Source organism: Rhizobium sp. AN68, from assembly GCF_030758035.1.
Classification (GTDB): Bacteria; Pseudomonadota; Alphaproteobacteria; order Rhizobiales; family Rhizobiaceae; genus Agrobacterium; species Agrobacterium tumefaciens.
This window is the reverse complement of sequence record NZ_JARWMI010000003.1, coordinates 1,599,065-1,619,374: the sequence shown is the minus strand read 5'-3', so window position 1 is coordinate 1,619,374 and position 20,310 is coordinate 1,599,065. Positions and strand designations below refer to the sequence as shown.

The 20,310-nt window shown below is 58.6% G+C and carries 24 protein-coding genes and 1 pseudogene; 14 read left to right on the top strand and 11 right to left on the bottom strand.

The features are described 5' to 3' along the window. Positions 1-77 precede the first annotated feature (77 nt). Positions 78-853, bottom strand: a pseudogene (locus RBH71_RS20950) (formyl transferase). Between the two features lie 192 nt (positions 854-1,045). Between RBH71_RS20950 and RBH71_RS20945 the strand changes: the two are divergent. Both RBH71_RS20945 and RBH71_RS20940 read left to right on the top strand, forming a co-directional pair. After that, complete coding sequence (locus tag RBH71_RS20945; protein ID WP_003515706.1) at positions 1,046-1,207, top strand: entericidin A/B family lipoprotein; 162 nt, start codon at positions 1,046-1,048, stop codon at positions 1,205-1,207. A 134-nt stretch (positions 1,208-1,341) separates the two neighbouring features. Then, positions 1,342-2,109, top strand: a complete 768-nt coding sequence (locus RBH71_RS20940) for a phosphodiester glycosidase family protein (RefSeq protein ID WP_003515704.1) — start codon at positions 1,342-1,344, stop codon at positions 2,107-2,109. A 1-nt stretch (position 2,110) separates the two neighbouring features. Here the strand turns inward: RBH71_RS20940 and RBH71_RS20935 are convergent, their stop codons facing one another. Both RBH71_RS20935 and RBH71_RS20930 read right to left on the bottom strand, forming a co-directional pair. After that, entirely contained in the window at positions 2,111-2,461 is a 351-nt protein-coding gene (locus RBH71_RS20935; RefSeq protein ID WP_003515702.1) for a hypothetical protein, read from the bottom strand. A gap of 390 nt (positions 2,462-2,851) precedes the next feature. Continuing rightward, entirely contained in the window at positions 2,852-3,118 is a 267-nt protein-coding gene (locus tag RBH71_RS20930) for a hypothetical protein (RefSeq protein ID WP_019566127.1), read from the bottom strand. Here RBH71_RS20930 and RBH71_RS20925 point away from each other — a divergent pair. Both RBH71_RS20925 and RBH71_RS20920 read left to right on the top strand, forming a co-directional pair. Beyond that, positions 3,117-4,520: an L-serine ammonia-lyase gene (locus RBH71_RS20925; protein ID WP_013636313.1), complete on the top strand. Its 1,404-nt coding sequence runs from the start codon at positions 3,117-3,119 to the stop codon at positions 4,518-4,520. The two genes, RBH71_RS20930 and RBH71_RS20925, sit on opposite strands and share 2 nt — an antisense overlap. A gap of 65 nt (positions 4,521-4,585) precedes the next feature. Continuing rightward, positions 4,586-5,023, top strand: coding sequence for a DUF1489 family protein (locus RBH71_RS20920; protein WP_003515697.1), 438 nt, complete (start codon positions 4,586-4,588; stop codon positions 5,021-5,023). A gap of 95 nt (positions 5,024-5,118) precedes the next feature. Here RBH71_RS20920 and RBH71_RS20915 read toward each other — a convergent pair whose 3' ends face one another. The 3 genes from RBH71_RS20915 to RBH71_RS20905 all read right to left on the bottom strand — a co-directional run bounded on the left by RBH71_RS20915 (position 5,119) and on the right by RBH71_RS20905 (position 7,842). Next, positions 5,119-5,727, bottom strand: a complete 609-nt coding sequence (locus tag RBH71_RS20915; RefSeq protein ID WP_019566128.1) for a transglutaminase-like cysteine peptidase — start codon at positions 5,725-5,727, stop codon at positions 5,119-5,121. A 756-nt stretch (positions 5,728-6,483) separates the two neighbouring features. Beyond that, positions 6,484-7,101, bottom strand: coding sequence for a PilZ domain-containing protein (locus RBH71_RS20910; protein WP_003515693.1), 618 nt, complete (start codon positions 7,099-7,101; stop codon positions 6,484-6,486). A gap of 183 nt (positions 7,102-7,284) precedes the next feature. Further along, the gene (locus RBH71_RS20905) at positions 7,285-7,842 is read right to left on the bottom strand and encodes a PAS domain-containing protein (RefSeq protein WP_003515691.1); all 558 of its coding nucleotides are present in this window, start codon (positions 7,840-7,842) and stop codon (positions 7,285-7,287) included. 359 nt (positions 7,843-8,201) lie between these two features. On the opposite strand from RBH71_RS20905, the gene RBH71_RS20900 reads away from it, so the two are divergent. Both RBH71_RS20900 and RBH71_RS20895 read left to right on the top strand, forming a co-directional pair. Then, positions 8,202-8,975, top strand: coding sequence for a rhomboid family intramembrane serine protease (locus RBH71_RS20900; RefSeq protein ID WP_003515689.1), 774 nt, complete (start codon positions 8,202-8,204; stop codon positions 8,973-8,975). 154 nt (positions 8,976-9,129) lie between these two features. Further along, positions 9,130-9,564, top strand: a complete 435-nt coding sequence (locus RBH71_RS20895; protein WP_003515681.1) for a CBS domain-containing protein — start codon at positions 9,130-9,132, stop codon at positions 9,562-9,564. Positions 9,565-9,700: 136 nt separating this feature from the next. Here RBH71_RS20895 and RBH71_RS20890 read toward each other — a convergent pair whose 3' ends face one another. The 3 genes from RBH71_RS20890 to folE form a co-directional block, all read right to left on the bottom strand. Beyond that, complete coding sequence (locus tag RBH71_RS20890; RefSeq protein WP_003515679.1) at positions 9,701-10,627, bottom strand: patatin-like phospholipase family protein; 927 nt, start codon at positions 10,625-10,627, stop codon at positions 9,701-9,703. A gap of 97 nt (positions 10,628-10,724) precedes the next feature. Beyond that, positions 10,725-11,177, bottom strand: coding sequence for a phosphoribosyl-AMP cyclohydrolase (hisI, locus tag RBH71_RS20885; RefSeq protein ID WP_003515676.1), 453 nt, complete (start codon positions 11,175-11,177; stop codon positions 10,725-10,727). 27 nt (positions 11,178-11,204) lie between these two features. Next, the gene (gene folE, locus RBH71_RS20880) at positions 11,205-11,831 is read right to left on the bottom strand and encodes a GTP cyclohydrolase I FolE (RefSeq protein WP_003515674.1); all 627 of its coding nucleotides are present in this window, start codon (positions 11,829-11,831) and stop codon (positions 11,205-11,207) included. A 283-nt stretch (positions 11,832-12,114) separates the two neighbouring features. On the opposite strand from folE, the gene RBH71_RS20875 reads away from it, so the two are divergent. From RBH71_RS20875 to thrS, 4 genes are all read left to right on the top strand, one after another. Continuing rightward, positions 12,115-12,561, top strand: coding sequence for an iron-sulfur cluster assembly scaffold protein (locus RBH71_RS20875; protein ID WP_035252181.1), 447 nt, complete (start codon positions 12,115-12,117; stop codon positions 12,559-12,561). Between the two features lie 3 nt (positions 12,562-12,564). Beyond that, positions 12,565-12,924, top strand: coding sequence for a membrane protein insertion efficiency factor YidD (gene yidD, locus RBH71_RS20870; protein ID WP_003515670.1), 360 nt, complete (start codon positions 12,565-12,567; stop codon positions 12,922-12,924). Then, positions 12,921-13,442: a DUF1697 domain-containing protein gene (locus RBH71_RS20865; RefSeq protein WP_003515669.1), complete on the top strand. Its 522-nt coding sequence runs from the start codon at positions 12,921-12,923 to the stop codon at positions 13,440-13,442. The genes yidD and RBH71_RS20865 overlap by 4 nt, the downstream gene beginning before the upstream one ends. A gap of 131 nt (positions 13,443-13,573) precedes the next feature. Then, entirely contained in the window at positions 13,574-15,577 is a 2,004-nt protein-coding gene (thrS, locus tag RBH71_RS20860; protein ID WP_003515666.1) for a threonine--tRNA ligase, read from the top strand. A 57-nt stretch (positions 15,578-15,634) separates the two neighbouring features. On the opposite strand, the gene RBH71_RS20855 is transcribed toward thrS, so the two are convergent. Continuing rightward, positions 15,635-16,615: a hypothetical protein gene (locus tag RBH71_RS20855; RefSeq protein ID WP_003515664.1), complete on the bottom strand. Its 981-nt coding sequence runs from the start codon at positions 16,613-16,615 to the stop codon at positions 15,635-15,637. A gap of 110 nt (positions 16,616-16,725) precedes the next feature. On the opposite strand from RBH71_RS20855, the gene RBH71_RS20850 reads away from it, so the two are divergent. The 3 genes from RBH71_RS20850 to RBH71_RS20840 all read left to right on the top strand — a co-directional run bounded on the left by RBH71_RS20850 (position 16,726) and on the right by RBH71_RS20840 (position 19,182). Then, positions 16,726-17,307, top strand: a complete 582-nt coding sequence (locus RBH71_RS20850) for a nitroreductase (RefSeq protein ID WP_323687480.1) — start codon at positions 16,726-16,728, stop codon at positions 17,305-17,307. Then, positions 17,307-17,918, top strand: a complete 612-nt coding sequence (locus RBH71_RS20845; RefSeq protein WP_003515660.1) for a flavin reductase family protein — start codon at positions 17,307-17,309, stop codon at positions 17,916-17,918. Before RBH71_RS20850 ends, RBH71_RS20845 begins: the two co-directional genes overlap by 1 nt. A gap of 109 nt (positions 17,919-18,027) precedes the next feature. After that, positions 18,028-19,182, top strand: a complete 1,155-nt coding sequence (locus RBH71_RS20840) for a DUF2336 domain-containing protein (RefSeq protein WP_003515659.1) — start codon at positions 18,028-18,030, stop codon at positions 19,180-19,182. A gap of 3 nt (positions 19,183-19,185) precedes the next feature. Here RBH71_RS20840 and RBH71_RS20835 read toward each other — a convergent pair whose 3' ends face one another. Beyond that, positions 19,186-19,620 carry a hypothetical protein gene (locus tag RBH71_RS20835; RefSeq protein ID WP_003515657.1) on the bottom strand — a complete coding sequence of 145 codons (435 nt, stop codon included), beginning with the start codon at positions 19,618-19,620 and terminating at the stop codon, positions 19,186-19,188. A 107-nt stretch (positions 19,621-19,727) separates the two neighbouring features. On the opposite strand from RBH71_RS20835, the gene RBH71_RS20830 reads away from it, so the two are divergent. Beyond that, entirely contained in the window at positions 19,728-20,183 is a 456-nt protein-coding gene (locus RBH71_RS20830; RefSeq protein WP_003515655.1) for a GNAT family N-acetyltransferase, read from the top strand. The last annotated feature ends 127 nt before the right edge of the window (positions 20,184-20,310 follow it).

Genomic DNA, 20,310 nt, shown 5'->3' with positions numbered 1-20,310 from the left:
TGTTGCGGCAAGACAGCCCTGCATCTGCGACGAAGCTTGATTTCATGCGTTTGGCTGGCGGCAATGGCTGTTTGTTCTCACCAGACACGTTTGGTGAGGCCGTTCCACAGCCATGTCCAGATCGTCGGCGGAAACCGCAGCACCGATTTGCCAGGCAAGGGCGGTTGCGGCGCAAGGCTGCCGGAAAGGGCGTCCTCGATAGCGCTGACCGCAATATCGACCGAGGCGGCGGTCAGAAGCAAGGGGTAGGTGGCTATGGTATCGGAAGGCGAGGGCTTCAGCCGCTTTTCGTAAAGGGTTGCGCCGGTATCCACGCCCTTGTCGACCAGATGCACGGTCGCACCGAAATTACCCCGGTCCTTTTCCACCAGCGCCCAATAACCGCCCATCTGGCCGCGATAGGCGGGATTGATGCCGGCGTGGAAATTGATGACCGGGCAGCGCAGGGCTTTAAGGGTTGCCGGTGTCAGAAGGCGGCAGGAAATGGTGAAGATCGCCGCCGGTTGCAAGGTGTTGATGGCCTTGTGGCACTCTTCGTCGTTCAGGGAGGCAACGTGTGTAACAGGAACTGCCTGGCCGAGATCGGCAGAGAGGCCATGTTCGGCAATGATCTCATTGGTGCGCCGAACAGTGAAGCGTTTGCCGAGCCGGGAGGCGATCATCGTCGCCATCTGGCCTGCGGCTGTCATCCAGCCGAGCCGCCGCGCCCGTCTTTTCAGAATGGCCGATTTGCTTTCCGCCTGCTCCACGATGACATGGATATCCGGAAACCGGGCGGCCAGCGCATTGATCATGACATTGGGGTTCAGCCCCCCGCCGTCATCACCAGTAGCCGATTGTTTATCTCAGTCATGTCACCCACACGATTTTCCCGATCATGATCCCTGCGCCCGAGTTTCCCTCGCGAAGTTCAAAACCATGTTAATTTTCACCGACGGGATTTTTTCAAACGCCGGTGGAACCGATTTCCAATGCTCACGTTATTGTGACGCATATCACATCGGCGCTTGCCTTTGGACGGCAAGTCATAGGGGAGTTATTTCAAATGATCACACGTATTCTTTCGACAGTTTTCGTGGCTTTGTTGACCGTCGTGACCTTGAGTTCCTGCGGTAATACCATTCGCGGCGTTGGCCGGGATACGGCAAATGCAGTGGACGCCACGCAGGACGCAGGTCGTAGCGTAGACCGCGCCGCGCGTCGCTAAGTCTCTCCCCTCCAAGGTCTGGCGTCTCCCTGAATGAAGGGGACGCCTTTTCTTTGACCTGATTTCACCGTCACAGTTCATGTGTAAGAATCGCGCCGTACTAAGATGGGGCGAGAGGGCATGAGCGGGCGTTGATGAAAAGACTGGTGACGAAAAGACTGATTAGCTTGCTGCTGCCATTGCTTTTGCCGTTTTCGGCTAAGGCGGGCGGACAGGTGGATTTCTGCAAAACCATGGAGCATGCGGGCGGACGTTACATCGTCTGCAGTTTCGATCCGGCGAAAAGCATGATCCGGATTTACGACCGCGATCATGTCTCGGGTGAGGGATATCGCTCCTTCTCCGATCTCTCCTCCGCCCTGTGGCGGCAGCACATGTTCAGCGTCTTCGCCATGAATGGCGGCATGTATCATTCCGACTATTCTCCCGTTGGCCTCTTTGTCGAAAACGGCGTCGAACGTTCGCCGATTATTACCGGCGGCGGGTGGGGCAATTTCCATCTTCTGCCGAATGGCGTGTTTTATCTGAAGGGTGCAATGGCGGGCGTTCTGGAAACGCGGGCCTATGTCTCTGCCGGCTTGAAGCCGGATTTTGCCACCCAGTCCGGCCCGATGCTGGTGATCGATGGAAAGCTGCATCCGCGATTTCTGCCCGATAGCGACAGCCTGAAACGCCGCAACGGCGTCGGCGTGTCGCGCGACGGCACGGTGCATTTCGCGATTTCGGAAAACACCGTGCGTTTTTACGACTTCGCGACGTTGTTCAGGGATGCGCTGGATGCGCCAAACGCGCTGTATCTCGACGGGACGATTTCCAGTGTCGACATTCCTGCGATGAAAAGGCGCGATTCCCTGTTTCCCATGGGGCCAATTATCGCTGTCGTCGACAGGGTGCCTGACTAAGTCAGATCGGCGCCTTGGGGTAGGCTTTTTCGAGGCCTGCCGATGCCGTCAGTCCCTTGCGGAAGGCCAGATAGGCAGGATGCTGGCTGGCCTTGGCCGCTTCCGTGATGCGTATCTGCAGGCGGGCAGGGGCGTTACAGCCCAGCCATTCGCCTGATGTCTCCAGTTTCAGACTGTTGAGGAAGCGGGCATTGGCCTGTTGATCGAGATAGAGATTGAGGCCGGCCAGCAGGTTTTCATCCTGCAACACGTTTTCCATCAAAAGCAGCACCCACGCCTTGTCCTCGCTTGCAAGCGAGGCAAGTTTCGATGCGACCGTCTCGCGGTCCGGAAAAGATGATGCCTGCTGCATGTAATGACGAATCCCGTTGCCGTTTTGTGTCGATAAGGCACAGCCGAAAGGCTTTCAAGGCACAACAGTCCGGACACTGAAATTCAACTCTGGAATGCCGATTGCCGCTGGCTTCAACAGGCGTTTGTGCGAAACCTTCATAAATCAGTTACACTTTGGTTCAAATTGAGGCGAACGGCAAAAAGGGGTAACCCGAAAGCCCCGATCTAAAGCCTTGTTTTTTCACACACCTATGCAGCTGACGAATGGCAGCCCGTCAAAAACGCCTTCATTTAGCCGCTTTTTGCATTTGCGTTCTGCGCCGGATTTTAATAAATGCTTCCCCCAACGGGCCCGGTCTTGAAGATCGCCCGGAGAGTGAATAGCTGGAGTAATCATGGAAGAAACCGCTCAGAAATCCTGTTGGGCCGTCACCTTGCGCGCGCTTGCAGGCTTTGCCGCATTTCTCGCATTGACGTACATTTTTGGCAGCCCATAAGCACTTCTCATGAATGACGGGTTTTGAAACGGCGCGGTTTCCTCTGGAAACCGTGCTGTTTTCGTTTCTGCGGCCTGTATGTCGCAGCTGCAAAAGCCGGTGCCGCTCTTTTGTGGCGATCCGTCGCGGCTTTGGATATGATGGCGGTGGAATCCATTCTTATTCAAGGTAAGCCTCATGTTTCTTTCGGTCTTCGACGTCTTCAAGATCGGTATCGGTCCTTCCAGCTCGCATACGATGGGGCCGATGACGGCGGCGAACCGCTTTCTTGCGCTTATCCTCGGTGATGAATGGCCGCGTCCGGCGGGTGCTTCCGTGTCGCGCCTGAAGGTCAGCCTGCACGGTTCGCTTGCCTTTACCGGCATTGGCCACGGCACCGGCCGTGCGGTCATCCTCGGCCTGACGGGCGAGCGGCCGGATCTCGTCGACCCCGACGCCATGGACCCGATCATCGAAAAGGTTGAAAAGGCCGGTACCGTGTCGCCACCCGGCCACCCCTCCTATGAGTTCAACCCAGCCGAGGATCTGGTCTTCGACAAGAAGAACCCGCTGCCCGGCCATGCCAACGGCATGACCTTTTCCGCCTTCGACAATCAGGGCAGGCTGCTTCTCAAGCGCATCTATTATTCCGTCGGCGGCGGTTTCGTCGTGACCGATACGGAACTGGAGGCGATCAAGCAGCGCGGCAAGACCATCGATAATGGTCCGCGTGTGCCTTATCCGTTCGCCACGGCGCGGGAAATGCTTGAGATGGCGGGCCGCTCCGGCCGCACCATCGCCCAGATGAAGCGCGCAAACGAAGAAACGGTGATCTCTCGCGACGAGCTGAACGAGCGCCTCGACCAGATCTGGGAGGCGATGAACGGCTGCATCGAGCGCGGGCTGAAGGTGGACGGCATCATGCCGGGTGGCCTGAAGGTGCGCCGCCGTGCCCGCTCCATCTACGAGAAGCTGAATGAGGAATGGCGCAGCAACCGGCTCAATCCTGTCATGGCGAATGACTGGTTGAGCGTCTATGCCATGGCCGTGAACGAGGAAAATGCTGCGGGCGGGCGCGTGGTGACAGCGCCGACCAACGGCGCTGCGGGCGTCGTTCCGGCGACAGTCCGGTATTTCCGGCATTTCCACGAGGATGCGACCGTTGACGATGTTCGCGATTTCCTGCTGACGGCGGCCGCGATCGGCGGCATCATCAAGCATAATGCATCTATTTCAGGTGCCGAGGTCGGCTGTCAGGGCGAGGTTGGGTCCGCTGCCGCCATGGCGGCCGCAGGCCTTGCCGCCGTCATGGGCGGTTCGCCCGAACAGGTGGAGAATGCCGCCGAAATCGCGCTCGAGCATCACCTCGGTATGACCTGCGACCCGATCGCCGGTCTGGTGCAGGTGCCGTGCATCGAGCGCAATGCGCTGGGTGCGGTGAAGGCGGTAACGGCGGCTTCCCTGGCGCTGAAGGGTGACGGCCAGCATTTCGTGCCGCTCGATGCCTGTATCGAAACCATGCGCCAGACCGGCAACGACATGAGCGACAAGTACAAGGAAACTTCCACCGGCGGTCTTGCCGTCAACGTTGTGGAATGCTGAGCGGGCAGGGCGTCAGGCATGGTCCACATGCTTGACGCCCGACGCAAAAAGGCATTCATAAGCACATGCCTCTACATCTTATAAAACTTTGCGTCGGCGCGGATTCACTCCAGGATTTGAGAGACTGGGTCGCGCATCGCTCGCTGACCGCGATCGCCGCTGGCCTTGAGCCGCACAGCGTCCACACCACGCGGATGATCCCGAAACGGCTTGAAGAATTGCTGGAAGGCGGTTCGCTCTATTGGGTCATCAAGGGCCAGGTGCAGGCACGGCAGAAACTTCTCGACATACGTTCCTTCAAGGGCGACGACGGGATTACCCGCTGCGATCTCATTCTCGGCCCCGAGGTGATCGAGACGTCGCCTGCGCCGAAGCGGCCGTTTCAGGGCTGGCGCTACCTCAAGGACAACGAGGCCCCACGCGATCTCGGCGGCGGTGATTTCGGCGGCGAGGAGATGCCCTCCGACCTCAAGCGGGAACTAGCCGAGCTAGGCCTGCTCTAATCGTCAATGGATGTGATTGAAATGAAAAAGCCGGCTTCCTTGCGGAGCCGGCTTTATCATTTGGGGAGACGGTATTTGCGTGGGTTTGGATGGCTTCAGTTGATGCCGCCAACCGCAGTGGTGGCGCGGCCATCCTGTATTTTCACCCAGCGTCCGGGATTGGCGGTGTCCTGACGCTTCAGGTAGGTATATTCGGTCTCCGACCAGTTCATGACCTTGTTGCGCATGTTGTCGAGGACGAAATCACCGCGATCGGTGCGAACGGTCAGAACTGCATGGCCTTCGCCATTCGGCTGCAGAACAACCGTGATCAGCAGGTTGTTGGCGGAGAAGCCCTTGTTCATTAGCATTTTGCGCTTCAGAAGCACAAAATCTTCGCAATCGCCGACCGTGGTGGGGTAGGCCCAGCGCTCTTCGACGCCGTAGATTTCCATGTCGGTCATCGGCGTGATCGTGGTGTTGGCGGTATAGTTGACGTCGAGCATCGTCTTCCAGCGCTCTTCGGTCAGTTTCATCGGGCCGTTGTCCAGCGATGTCGGCTGGCATTCGCTCTGATAGGTCTGGCAGAACTCGTAGTGGCCGATCGGCGGGTTGGCCTTGCCGATCACGCGCATGGCGGCGGATGGCGAAGCGCTGGCCTGGTGGGCGATGGCGCTGACGATGAATGCGATCAGAAAGAAACCGAAACGGTTGTTTTTGTTCATTGCTTGTCTCCCCGTGTTGAGGAGACACTCGCATGTATATTTTGACCCCGCGGAAAGATGCGCGTGTCAATTTTAGCTTATATTTCAGCAAATTATCGCTTGTTTTGAACTGTATTCGAGTTAGTTTTTACGCGTGTTTGAAGCAAATTTTATTACAATTTTACGCATCTCGACCTTAGGTTTTTGGTAGCCATTTAGGCCGCTGTATTGAAAGCGATTTTCGCCACAGAGATATTTTTGCGATGCTGGGTAGTCAGGCTGCGGAGCGTATCGAAGACGCGGATTTCCCGTTTTGGGATTGGTGTTTCAAGTCGGGACAGGGCAAAAAGGCAGCGAAAAAAACTTCAAGAAAACTGTTTTTTTCTTGGAAAAAATGCCTGGAACGGGATTTTCCAGTGCGGTTTTGCGCGAGAACTAACGCGAAATGGAGCGCGCCGGGCACTCTGACCGGATAGCACGGAAGTCAGCTTCAACGGAATCCCAAGTGCTGGAAAGCAGTATTTTAGACTGTCAGCGCAAATGCACGAGCGGCATTTTTGTAGACGAAAGCAGTCTGCTCCCATTATTCCGGCCTTGAGCAGGAATCGGATCGATGTGCGCCTGCGTGGCGGGAAAAGTTTTTTCGGCCAAGAGACCTGGGCTGGCTGTATTCCGGCTCACGGCCGGAGCGCCGGAAAGCGATAGCCGTGACAAGATCTGGCGAATGCCGCACTTGCCGCACGGACATACCGCTCCACGGTATTACTGAAAGATGATCTAGAGAAATTCGATCAGGGCGTCGGGCGACTGGACCCGGTCGAATTCTACCGCAACGCCTTCCATGAAGTGGCGTACGATCTTGCCGCTCATGTTCTTGCCAAGCTGGACCCTGGTGCCGAGTGGAGGTCGGTTTTCGATCTCGATGGCTGCGCCCGACAAGGAAAGGTCGATCAGCCGGCAGGCGAGAAGCACGCCGTCTTCCAGCATCAGATGTGCCCGGGTATTGCGTGGTGTCAGGCGGTCGTGGCGGCGGTCTTCCGGCAGGCCGAGCAGCTGGCGCTTGGCGATCCATGCGAGCTGGGCGGCCAGCTTTTCCCGCTTGCGTTCGGGCGCATTGATGGCAATGACGAAGCCCGACGCGGTAAGCGCCGTAACCGTTCCTTCGATGCGGCCGATATGCTGGAGATAGGAGATGACGCGATCACCGTTGCGCGCAATGCCCGAGCAGGCGAACAGCGCTCTTTCGGCGGTCATCTCGGTTGCGGTGCAATCATATTCCTGGTGATCGGGCAACATGAGGCGGCCGGTGAAGGACACACGGACGGGATCGTCGAAGTGAACCTCTTCAACCGGACGCAGGGTTTGGGCAGTGTTGACCGAACGTGATGAGAACATGGCAGCGCAATTGTAACCAGTGATGATGACAAATCTCTACGCCGCCCGGGTTAACAGACTGTATTGTTTAACCCTTACAATTTTTGCAATCGTCAAAATCGTTACAGCTTTGACGTATTTCGTACGAAATTCCGGCGCGATCATACCCGATCCACCCTCAACATGCGGGGTGGGATGCGGCAGTCAGCGGGTTACCGCATGCGGCATGACAGCGGTTCGCGCATTCGTAGAATACGTTGTCGGCGCGATATCCATGCGTAGCAGGCGGCTGCTTTTCATGACGAGGCAACTGATCGGTGCTGCGAATTCGTGACGGGGCCGCTCCGGCAGCAGCGCTCCGAGCAATCTCGGGGCTGTGTCATTATCCGAACTTAGCGGCAACAGCAGCATTTCGAAAGCAAGCGACGCCGCGCCATGGTCGTCCTCCGCTTCTATATCGAACACCACGGGCAATTGATGTTGCAGGATGCCGCGTGCGACACGGCAGGGGAAGGTGGCACTTGCCGCCGGCCACAGATCCGAGAACGGGCTGTCGCGCAATTCCCGGCCGAACAGGTCGCACAGGTGCGTGCCTGCAAGGCGGAAGAATGGCGTCCTTTCTCCCTTGTCCACCAGGATGAAGAGGTCGCCGAGATGATGTTTCAGCTTTGTGGGATCGAAGTCTTCTCGGCGGGGCGCAGGTTTATTGCCGCGCAGCGTGTCCCAATAGGCATATATCTCCAGTCCGGCCATGCTCTTCATAGCATCGTTCTCCATGTTCGTTTTTGGGACATCATGTCCATCCGAACGTCTGTTACTTGTTGTGTAGCGAATTTCGTGCCAAGCGATTTTGTTAAGGTTAACAAATGGTTGAGATTGCGCGACGACCAAGGTCGTGGCATCGCTGCGGCCATGTCGGGGACATGCTCCCAGTCAGCACAATTGATGCTTTCGCCCGTAACTTTACGGCGGGCGCGCAGGCCGGACTGCTCCTGGGTACAGGCGCTTGAACCGATTGCGGTTTTTGCGTCGTGGCCCGAAAAGCAGGACGGCTTTTTTTTCGCCCGGGCTTCCTATATTGCTCGGGAGACGCAAATTTCCACAAAAACAGGGATGGAATCATGTCCAACGGCGACGGCGAACAGCCGCCGGTTTCGGAAAGTCAGGAACTGAAAGAGGACGCACATAATCCCGTCTTCAACCTGCCGCCGCTTCTGGTCGGCATATTGGCGGCGCTGCTCTTGGCCTTTGTGGTTCCGGCCTATCTTCTTTCGGAGGATGGCAACGGCTGGTTCATCTTCACCTTCGGCTTCATTCCGCTGCGTTACGCGGTGCCATTATCCCAGCAGGGGCTGGAATGGCTCTGGACGCCGGTGACATATTCTTTTTTGCACGGCGGCATCGAGCATATTCTTTTTAACGGATTGTGGTTGATGGCCTTTGGCGCGCCGGTTCTGCGCCGGATCGGAACGCTTCGCTTCGTACTGTTATGGTGCATATCCGCCGCCGTTTCAGCTTTTGGCCACGCGGCGCTGAACTGGGGCGATGTGACGGTTCTGATCGGAGCATCTGGGGTCGTTTCGGCGCTGATGGGAGCCGCATGCCGTTTCGCTTTCCCGTCACGCGGCGGCTACAGCGCCTCTTTCGGCCATCTGATGCCGAGGCAGAGCATTGTCGCGGCGCTTTCGAACAGGACCGTGCTGATCTTCACGCTGATGTGGCTTTTCGGCAATGTCCTGATCGCGGTCGGCGTGCCGCTGTTTGGCGATGTCGGCGGTGAAGTCGCCTGGGATGCGCATGTCTTCGGCTTTCTGCTCGGCTTCCTGTTCTTCGGCCTGTTTGATCGCCCGATCCGCGGGAACCTTTCCGGTGAGAGTGTGGAACACCCGGTCTAGGGCGATCACGCTCCTTGTCGGCCGTGGCGCAAATTTGCTTGTGCAGGTCCCATCCGGGATTGCATTCGCATAGGCCTCAGCGCACCATGTTCCATGATTTGCAACCGCGGAGAGACTTCGCCGCGTTGCAGATTGCTGACAGGAGGAGGAAGGCATGGCAACATTCGTAAAAGATCTTCTCGACCGCAAGGGCCGGAATGTCGTGACTGTGGGACCGAGCGTAAGCATCGGCGAGGCGGCAGCAACGCTGAATGCGCACAAGATCGGTGCACTCGTCGTGACCGATGCCGACGGCGTCGTTCTCGGTATTTTCACGGAACGCGATCTGGTGAAGGTCGTGGCAGGCGAGGGCGCTGCCTCCCTTCTGCAATCCGTTTCGGTGGCCATGACGAAGAACGTCATCCGCTGTCATCACAATTCCACCACCGACGAATTGATGGAAATCATGACCGGAGGGCGGTTCCGCCATATTCCGGTTGAGGACGACGGTCGTCTTGCCGGCATCATCTCCATCGGTGACGTTGTAAAGGCGCGGATCGGCGAGATCGAGGCGGAAGCCGAACATATCAAGGCCTATATCGCCGGATGAGGTTTCGTTTCCGGCGCGTCCGCAATAGTCATTTCGAAACGACTACGTCATTCCTGTGACACGCGCAGGAATGACGGCCTAGGAGGCTGCGGCTACCGCAAGCTGGAATGCTCAGCACGAATATTTGTAGTGTACGTTAGCGTCGGAACGCCTGCTGCATGCGCTCCAGCTCGGGAACGCGGGCGCGTGTTTCCTCGTATCCCCTGTCGATGGCTTCGCTGGCGCGATGGAATTCCGACAGGCCGATATCGTTGATACGGGGATGCAGCATGAGGTCGGGCGGGTCGCCCGCCAGACGCGAGCGCGAAATCCGGTCCTGAATGATATTGAAGGCCTGCACCATGACGCCCGGCAGGCCGGGGCGCGGCGGACCTTCCAAGGAAGGTGCTGCGCCATTAGGGGGCGAAGAGGAATGTTTGACCACGGCAGAGCGGCCGAACAGATCGTAATTGAGATTGACGGCGACGACGAGCGCCTGTTCATAGGCCCTGCAGACCGAAACCGGCACGGGGTTGACGAGAGCGCCGTCGATCAGGGTGCGGCCGTTGCATTGCACGGGCTCGAAAATTCCGGGCAACGCATAGGATGAGCGCAGTGCGGTGACGAGGTCGCCCTGGTGAATCCAGACCTCGTGGCCGGTGCGCAATTCCGTGGCGACGGCGATGAAAGGGTGCTCGAGGTTTTCGACGCGCAAGCCTTCGAGATGTTCCTGCATGCGCTTGGTCAGCCGCATGCCGCCGAAGAGACCGCCGCCGCCAATCGTCAGATCGAGCAGGCCAGCAATGCGCCGCATCGTCAGCGAACGGGCAAATTCCTCCAGCTCATCGAGCTTTCCGGCGAGATAACAACCGCCGACCAGCGCGCCTATCGAGGTTCCGGCAATCATGCCGATCTTAACCCCGGCCTCGTCTAGTGCCCTCAGGACGCCGATATGGGCCCAGCCGCGCGCAGCTCCACCGCCGAGCGCAAGCGCAATCCGGCGCGTATCAACGACCTCGTTGACGATTGTTTCGGTGTTGCCAGCCGCAAGAGCATTGTGACGATTGCTTCCCCAGCCCAACATGACCGTACACTCCCTGCCTGCTCCCAGGACCCGGTCTGTTCCTCCCCGATCCTGAATTATTGGTAGCAAATTGGTGCGGCGGATGGAAGGTGGCCGTTCACGTGCCAGAATAGGTAGTCGCCGGGTCGAAATGGCGGATATCGTCGGTGATTCTGGTGACGGCATTGCCATCGGCCAACTCGACCGTGCGGTAGAAGCAGGAGCGGCGGCCGGTATGGCAGGTTGCGTCATGACCGGCGACGGAGACCTTCAGCCATACGGCGTCCTGATCGCAATCGGTGCGGAATTCCTTCACCGTCTGCAGGTTGCCGGAGGTTTCGCCCTTTTTCCAGATCTTGTCGCGCGAGCGGCTGTAATAGTGGGCGATGCCCGTTTCCAGCGTCAACGACAGGGCTTGCGCATTCATATGGGCGACCATAAGCAATTCACCATCACGCGCATCGGTGACCACGGCGGTGACAAGGCCGTGGGCATCGAATTTCGGTGAGAAGAGACCTGAATTTTCAAGCACTTCCTTGTCCGCAGGCGCGGACGGAAACGAAATGGACATTGCTACCCCGGGGAAAAAGCGGAACCGTTAGCGGTTCCGCACCATGGTCATGAAGCGCACCTGCTCGGCCGGGTCGTTCTTGAAGGTGCCGGTGAAGCTGGTGGTGAGGGTCGTGGACCCCTGCTTGTTTACGCCGCGCATGGACATGCACATATGTTCGGCGTCGATCATGACGGCCACGCCGCGCGGCTTCAGAGTCTCCTCGATGGATCTTGCGATCTGCGCGGTCATGTTTTCCTGCGTCTGCAGGCGGCGGCCAAAGATTTCGACGACGCGGGCGATCTTCGACAGGCCGAGCACGCGCCCAGCCGGAAGATAGGCGACATGCGCCTTGCCGACGATCGGAACCATGTGATGTTCGCAATGGGAGAAGAAGGGGATGTCGCGCACCAGCACCACATCGTCATAACCGCCAACTTCCTCGAAGGTCGTGCCGAGAACGTCCTGGACGTTCAGCTCATAACCGGCGAAGAGTTCGCGATAGGCCTTGGCAACGCGCTTCGGCGTGTCCAGGAGTCCTTCGCGGGCGGGATTTTCTCCTGCCCAGCGCAGAAGAACGCGCACTGCTTCTTCCGCTTCCGTCTGGCTTGGGCGAGCCTCTGCCACATCGGGTTTTGCGCCAGCGCCGGGGAAATTCTTCACGATCGCATCCATTCCGTCTCTCCCGATGCGGGTCAAGGCCGCACCTGAACTTTGTTTTTCGTAGCGGGGACTTCGTCCACCGTTGCTGCTATCTGGTTGTTTTACAGCATTTTGGCAAGGCCGATGCTGATATTTCGGTATCGGAGCCGTTAATTTCATATCGGCTTGATGTCCAGAAAGCTCGTTAGCATATAATGGGAATGAAGGGCAGGAAAGCTCCACTGCGACAAACGCTGTGTTTGAAAAATATATCCTGTCCCGTTTTTGGGCATTCTTGAACGCCGGATACCTGATGATGGACGATATCTACAACAACCGAATTCTGGAATTTGCGGGAAATATTCCGCTGACCGGCGTGCTTGATGATGCCGATGCCAGCGCTGAAAAACACTCGCGGCTGTGCGGCTCCAAACTCAAGGTCTATCTGAAGGTGGAAGGCGGCATCGTCACGGCTTTTTCACATGAGGTTCGCGCGTGCGCGCTCGGCCAGGCATCCGCCTCGATCATGGCGCATCATGTCGTCGGCGCTTCCAGCGGTGAGATCCGGCAGGCGCGGGAAGACATGCTTGCCATGCTGAAACAGGGCGGCGAGGGGCCGACAGGCCGTTTCGAGGATATGCGGGTGCTTTCACCCGTCCGGGATTTCAAGGCACGCCACGCATCCACCATGCTGACCTTCGAAGCGGTGGTCGATGCTCTCGACCAGATCGAAGCCCGGCCGGTTCTGAACGTTGCGGGTTAGGCGATGTGCGGTGAACCGGACTGCGGACATCAGAAGACGGGGGAGAAGGTCGGGCGATCCCGCAACTGGGGTGGAGTCTTTGCGAAGACCCCAGGCCGTCTTTTCGGTGTTGGCTTCATCCGGCTCTATCAGCTGACGTTGTCGAGTTTCGTCGGCAATTCCTGCCGCCACATTCCCACCTGTTCCGAATATGGCTACGAGGCGATCGCCCGCCACGGACTTTGGCCGGGCGGGTGGATGACGCTGTTTCGCGTCGCGCGTTGCGGTCCGGGCGGCACCAGCGGGCTGGACCCGGTGCCGGAAACGCTTGGCGCTGACAAGCACTGGTGGACGCCCTGGCGGTATTGGATGCTGCATAGATGAGCTATGTCGCTCTTCTGCACAGCATCGTGCTCTGGGCGGGCAAGCGGCTCATCATGGCCGATCTGCGTGAAATGGCGCAGGAGCTGGGCTTTGAGGAATGCAGGACGCTGGTTGCGACCGGAAATCTGGTCTTCCGTGCACCGGAGGCGCCTGTCTGCGAGATCGAGGAGGCGCTGGAGCGCGCCTTTGAAAAACGGTTCGGCAAACACGTCGATATTCTCGTTCGCTCAGCGCCTGATTGGCTTGCCCTGACTGCTACAAACCCGTTTCCGGATGGCAATCCACCGGATGTCTGCGTAAGGGTGATGCGCAAGCCGCTTGCCGGGGATTATCTTGGAATCTTGGAGAAGTATTGCAAGAAGGAAAAGATCGCCATTGTCGGCGGTGACCTGTGGATCGACTTTTGCGGCAAGCCAAGCGAAAGCCGGCTTCTCTCTGCGCTGACCACGAAGAAGCTCGGCATCGGCACGACCCGCAACGCCAATACCGTCAATGGAATTGCCGAAATGCTTCGCTGAGCCGCCGTTCACCTTTGACTGGAACGGGAAAATTCTTTATCAGCCTGCCTGCCCATCTGCGAAAGAGGGCGTTATTTTTATTCCAACACCACCCGCATTCGTTGGCGGGACTGGATCAGGAGCATTCGACGATGTCACAAACCGTTTCCCTTACATTTCCCGATGGTTCCGTACGCAGCTATCCCGCCGGCACGACCGGCCGCGAGGTCGCCGAATCCATCTCCAAATCGCTTGCGAAGAAGGCTGTCGCCATTGCGCTTGATGGCACCGTGCGCGATTTGTCCGAGGCAATCACCGATGGCAAGATAGAAATCGTCACGCGTGAGGACAGCCGCGCGCTGGAACTCATCCGCCACGATGCCGCCCACGTCATGGCCGAGGCCGTGCAGGAGTTGTGGCCCGGCACGCAGGTGACGATCGGCCCTGTCATCGAGAACGGCTTCTATTACGACTTTGCCAAGAACGAACCTTTCACGCCGGAAGATCTGCCGAAGATCGAAAAGCGGATGAAGGAGATCATTCAGCGCAACAAGCCGTTTACCCGCGAAGTCTGGTCGCGCGAGAAGGCCAAGGAAGTGTTTGCCGCAAAGGGCGAAAACTACAAGGTCGAGCTGGTCGATGCCATTCCCGAAGGTCAGGACCTGAAGATCTATTATCAGGGCGACTGGTTCGATCTTTGCCGCGGCCCGCATATGGCGTCCACGGGTCAGGTCGGTACGGCCTTCAAGCTGATGAAGGTAGCCGGCGCCTATTGGCGTGGTGACAGCAACAATGCGATGCTGTCGCGCATCTACGGCACCGCCTGGGCGACCCAGGAAGAGCTGGACAATTACCTGCACGTTCTGGCCGAAGCCGAAAAGCGCGACCACCGCCGTCTTGGCCGGGAAATGGACCTGTTCCATTTCCAGGAAGAAGGTCCGGGCGTGGTCTTCTGGCACGGCAAGGGCTGGCGCATGTTCCAGACGCTGACGGCCTATATGCGCCGTCGGCTTGCCAATACCTATCAGGAAGTCAACGCGCCGCAGGTGCTGGACAAGTCGTTGTGGGAAACCTCCGGTCACTGGGGTTGGTATCAGGAAAACATGTTCGCGGTGAAATCCGCCCATGCCTTTACCCATCCCGATGACGAGGATGCGGACCAGCGCGTCTTTGCCTTGAAGCCGATGAACTGCCCCGGCCACGTGCAGATCTTCAAGCATGGCTTGAAGTCTTACCGCGAAATGCCCGTTCGCCTTGCTGAATTTGGCAACGTCCATCGCTACGAGGCTTCAGGTGCACTGCATGGCCTGATGCGCGTTCGCGGCTTCACGCAGGACGATGCGCATGTCTTCTGCACGGAAGAGCAGATGGCGGCGGAATGCCTGCGCATCAACGACCTGATCCTCTCGGTCTATGAGGATTTCGGTTTCAGCGAGATCGTCGTCAAGCTTTCGACCCGTCCGGAAAAGCGTGTCGGTTCCGACGATCTCTGGGACCGTGCCGAAAGCGTCATGATGGAGGTTCTGAAGACCATCGAGGAACAGTCCGGCGGCCGCATCAAGACCGGCATTCTGCCGGGCGAGGGCGCTTTCTACGGGCCAAAGTTCGAATATACGCTGAAGGATGCCATCGGTCGTGAATGGCAGTGCGGCACGACGCAGGTGGACTTCAACCTGCCGGAACGTTTCGGCGCCTTCTATATCGACCAGAACTCCGAAAAGACGCAGCCGGTGATGATACATCGCGCCATCTGCGGCTCGATGGAGCGCTTCCTTGGTATCCTGATCGAGAACTTTGCCGGTCACATGCCATTGTGGTTCGCGCCGCTTCAGGTCGTGGTCGCGACGATCACTTCGGATGCGGACGATTATGGCCGCGAGGTTGCCGAAGCACTGCGCGAGGCGGGCATGGCTGTCGAAACCGACTTCCGCAACGAGAAGATCAACTACAAGGTCCGCGAGCACTCGGTGACCAAGGTGCCGGTCATCATCGTCTGCGGGCGCAAGGAAGCGGAAGAGCGCACTGTCAACATCCGCCGTCTCGGTTCCCAAAACCAGACGCCGATGTCGCTCGAAGATGCGATTACAAGCCTCGTGGAAGAGGCGACGCCGCCGGATGTGAAGCGCAAGCTTGCGGCGAAGAAGCAGGTTGCGTGACAAAAAACAACGGCCCCTTCGGGGGCCGTTTTCGTTACTGGCTGAGGGTATTGACGCCTATTCGAAATCGCCGGTCATGTCCTCCGGCGCCTGATCCTTCATCAGCACTTCCACATCGGCGTCCCGGCCTGACGTGACCTTGAAGTTGCGCTGGTAGACCTTGTCCTTGTTGCGGGCCATGGCGGTATATTCGCCTTCCGCCAGAACCATGGTCGAAAACGCGCTGACGCTTTCGTTCACAACGTCGCCGCCGCCGTTCAGCACCGACCAGGCCGTATCGGCAATGGCTTCGCCGCCCTGTTCGGAGACGAGCTTGAGCGTGATCTGTGCCGCCTGATGCTGAAGGGTCGCTTCGGTCAGCTTGCCTGCCTCCACCTGAATATCGGCGCGCACCACCGCATTGACGTTGCCGTATTCGGAAACGACATGATAGGTGCCGGCATTGAGGCGAACGACGGTGTTGGGCTTGATGTCGGCCATGACAAGGCCGCGCTCGCCATCCGGTCGGGCGTCGGAGGAATAGACGGAAAACTTGAGCTGGTTAGCGGAGATCTGTTTGTCGGAACCCGCGATCGCATTCAGAACGAAACCGCCAGCATCGAGAATCAGCACCTGTTTCTGGACATTACCGGAGCTCGGAACATTGAGTTTCTTGGTAACACCTGCGCGCCCGAAGGCAACGTTGACGAAATATTCGCCGGGTACCAGATGGAACTGCGCCGAACCACCCTCGGAGCTTGCCAGCATCGGCAATTTGCCGTCAGCGCCCGGAATGGGGCTGAAGACGCGCCAGGAAAGGCCTTCCTTCACCGCTTCGCCTTCACTCGTCAGTTTCGCTTCCATGTCAATATCACGGGCGGTGCTTGCGGGGGCATTCGGGGCGGTAGGAGCGGTGAAAGCATTGAGTTTCGGCATTTTAGGCGTGCCGCCAAGCTGCTTGAAGTCCTTGAAAGCGTCTTGCGAAAAGGCTGCCTGTGATAAAACGCCGATCGCGGCGAACGCAATGGCCAGACGTGCCGCGATTTTGATTGCAGACATTTTCGATACCGATTGACTTCTTGATTTTCCCGCATCACTTCAAAACCAATGCCGTGGCTATTTCAAGGCCCATAATTTCGCGATGACAGCACAATGGAAGAATTTTGATCATGACAAGTGACATCAAGCTCCTCGACTATCTCAAGGTTCGCCGCTCCACCCCCGCCCTGCAACTTGCCGAGCCGGGTCCATCGAAAGCGGAAATCGAGGAAATCCTGCGCCTTGCCGTGCGCGTGCCTGACCATGGCAAACTGGCGCCGTGGCGCTTCATCGTTTATCGCGGCGAAGACCGCGTGCGTCTGGGGGAAGAAGCGCTCCGGATCGCGCTTGAGAAGAACCCGGAACTGGACCTGCAGCAGCAGGACGCGGAGCGCACCCGCTTCACGCGCGCTCCCGTCGTCATCGCCGTCATCAGCACCGCCAAGCCGCATTTCAAGATTCCGGAATGGGAACAAATCATGTCCGCCGGTGCGTTGTGCCTCAATCTCATCTTCGCCGCCAACGCCAATGGTTTTGCGGCGAACTGGCTGACGGAATGGCTTGCCTTCGACCCGGCCCTCCTGTCGGAACTGGGGATTGCCGCAGACGAGAAGGTCGCCGGATATATTCATATCGGCTCAACGACATTCCCGCTTGTGGAGCGGCCACGGCCGGAGCTTGCGGATGTGGTAACCTGGGTTGGGGACGTCTGATGTTCTACACCGCCGATACTAACCAGCACGGCCTGCCGCATGATCCGTTCAAGGCTATCGTCGCGCCCCGGCCGATCGGCTGGATTGGCTCTAAAGGCCGGGACGGCTCTTTCAACCTGTCGCCCTATTCGTTTTTCAACGCGATTTCGGACCGGCCGAAGCTGGTGATGTTTTCCTCCAGCGGGCGCAAGGACAGCCTTCGCAATGTCGAGGAGACCGGTGTCTTCACCGCCAACCTCGTCAGCCGCCACCTCGTCGACCGGATGAACGCGTCTTCTGCGCCGGTGAACTATGATGTCGACGAGTTCCGGCTTGCCGGTCTGACTGCCGTTGACGGGCGGGTGGTGGATGCGCCTTTCGTGGGGGAGGCGCTGGCCGTTCTGGAATGCCGCGTGACCGAGATCATCCAGCTGAAGGACATCGACGGCACGCCGGCGGATTCCTGGATGGTGATCGGGCAGGTCATGGCTATTCACATCGACGATGCGATCATTCGTGATGGTCGCATCGATATGGGACTGGCACGTCCGGTGGCCCGTATGGGTTACATGGACTACTGCGACGGCGGCAGCGACGTGTTTCAGTTGAAGCGTCCGTCTACTGCGCCGTAGAACTTCTTCGCCGGCAACTGTTAAATTTTATGGTGAACCAAACGTAAACTATTTGCGCCTAGAGTTTTATACATGGCGGCGGCAATGATGCCGTCGTCCATTGTTGCGAATGTGTTTCGAGGCTCAGGTGATCGTACAGGCATTTCTTCGCTGGTCTGAAAAGGCTGGATCGACCGAGCGGGCGAAAGCCGCCAATGCGCTTGGCCGTGCCTATCTGCATTCAGACATGGCGCGGGAGAACCGTGACGCCGCCTATATGGCGATGACCTATCTTCTCGACGACCCTTCTCCGCGCGTGCGGCTGGCACTTGCCGAGGCGCTGGCGGATGATCCCGATGCGCCGCGCGCCATTCTCGTTTCGCTTGCCGAAGACCAGCCGGAGATTGCCTGCACCGTGATTGCCCGCTCGCCGGTTCTTGGCGAGGCCGATCTGGTCGATCTCGCCGGGCGCGGCGAAAGCCTGACACGCGCCTTCATTGCGGCAAGGCGGGGCCTGCCGCGCGGTGTCTGCGCAGCACTTGCCGAAGTCGGTGATCTGCCGGAAACGATGATCCTTCTAGAGAACGACGAAGCCTTCATCACACCGTTTTCGCTGCGCCGCATTGCCGAGCGGCATGGCTGCAACGCCGAAATTCGCGACCTGCTGCTGTGCCGGGAGGTGCTGCCCGCCGATACCCGCCATCTTCTGATGGCGCGCGTCAGCGAGGCCCTGGCAGGTTCGGCGCTTGTTCATGCCCTGATCGCGCGCAACCGCGCCGACAGTATTTTCCGCGAAGCGGAAGATTCCGCCACCATCCTCATCGCCGCCAATGTTTCGTCGCCGGAGTTGCCGGCGCTGGTGGAGCATCTGCGGCAAAGGCTGGAACTGACACCGGCGCTTCTCATCCATGCCGTCTGTTCGGGCAGGCTGGAGTTTTTCACGGCGGCGATGGTCAATCTCTCAGGTCTCGATGACCGCAAGGTGCGCGCCATTCTGGCGACCGGACGGCCGCACGCGCTGAAGGCGCTGTTCCAGTCCGTCGGTCTTTTGGGCGATGTCGTTGATGTCTTCATTGAGGCGACGCTGATGTGGCGCCGCGCCGCCCGATCGCATCTGTCGCAGGCCGCAGCCTCTGTATCGGCCGAACTGCTTGCGCATTTCCGCAACGTCGATGGTTCCGAAACGCTTTTCGAACTCTTGCACGCCGTGCGTAAACTGACCATTGCCGAGGAACGGCAGAAAGCGCGGCACTATGCGGAAGCGCTGACGGTAGAGGCGGCCTGAGGCCTACTTCTCGAACCGCTTGGCAATCCACGAATAGCTGTTTTCCACCATTCTGACCGGCGTTCCGAGCAGGTGCTTCACGCCTTCAGTGGAAGGCAGGATGCGGCTGACGCGGCTGATCGCCTGTTTTGTCAGGCTTTCCTCTTCCTTTTGCGTGACCTGTGCCGGTGGCTCCTCCGTTCCGGCCGGGGCCGTGGCGGCGGGAGGCTGCGTTGCGGGCGCGTTGCCCGCAGTCTGGGGCGTCTGCTCGCCCGGTGTCTGGCACACGGCCACCACGACCGGGTAGGACGCATTTGCGAAACGTTCCAGCTCTTTCTCCGACACGGCGTCGCATAGTTCGATGCTCGTCCAGCGCTGCTGCGAGGTGGCGAGGTAATGGCAATCGGTGGCGGTGTCGTCACAGCCTAGGAAGGTCATGAGAACGAGGGCTGTTTTCATGGTGTGTGTTGCCTCTGTCGGGAATTATGCTCTAGAAACTCATCTATCTCGATTGCAGTGACATTACGACGAAATACGCATTTTTTTGAGAGAAAGCAGGCATCGCATTGGCCCCCGAAATCAAGCTTGAAACACCCCGGCAGGAAGCGGTTCTGCGCCTTATCGATCTGTCTAACGTCTATATGGCATCGCTTTATCCCGCCGAAAGCAATCATCTGGTCGATATCGGCCAGCTGGAAAAGGACAATGTCTCCTTTTTCGTGGCGCGGCATGATGGCCGTGTCGTTGGCTGCGGCGCGCTGGTGGAGGCGGGTGACGGTACGGCGGAGGTCAAGCGCATGTTCGTCGATCCGGAGGCGAGGGGATTGCGGATCGGCAAGCTGATCATGGATACGCTCATTGCGCGCGGCGTCGAGCTCGGGCTTACCGCCATCCGGCTTGAAACCGGCATCAGCCAGCCGGAGGCGATCGGTCTTTACCGCAAGGCGGGGTTTGTCGAGATTGAGGCGTTTGCGCCCTATAAGCCGGACCCGCTCAGCCTGTTCATGGAGAAGACGCTTTAAAGGCGAGGCGGGCGCTATCGGCGCGCTTTGCAGAACACTCGATGCCGCCCTTGGCGATGTCATCCTCGGCCTCGTGCCGGGGATCTGCCGACGTCTGGTAACATCGTTGGGTTGCAGATGCCAGGGA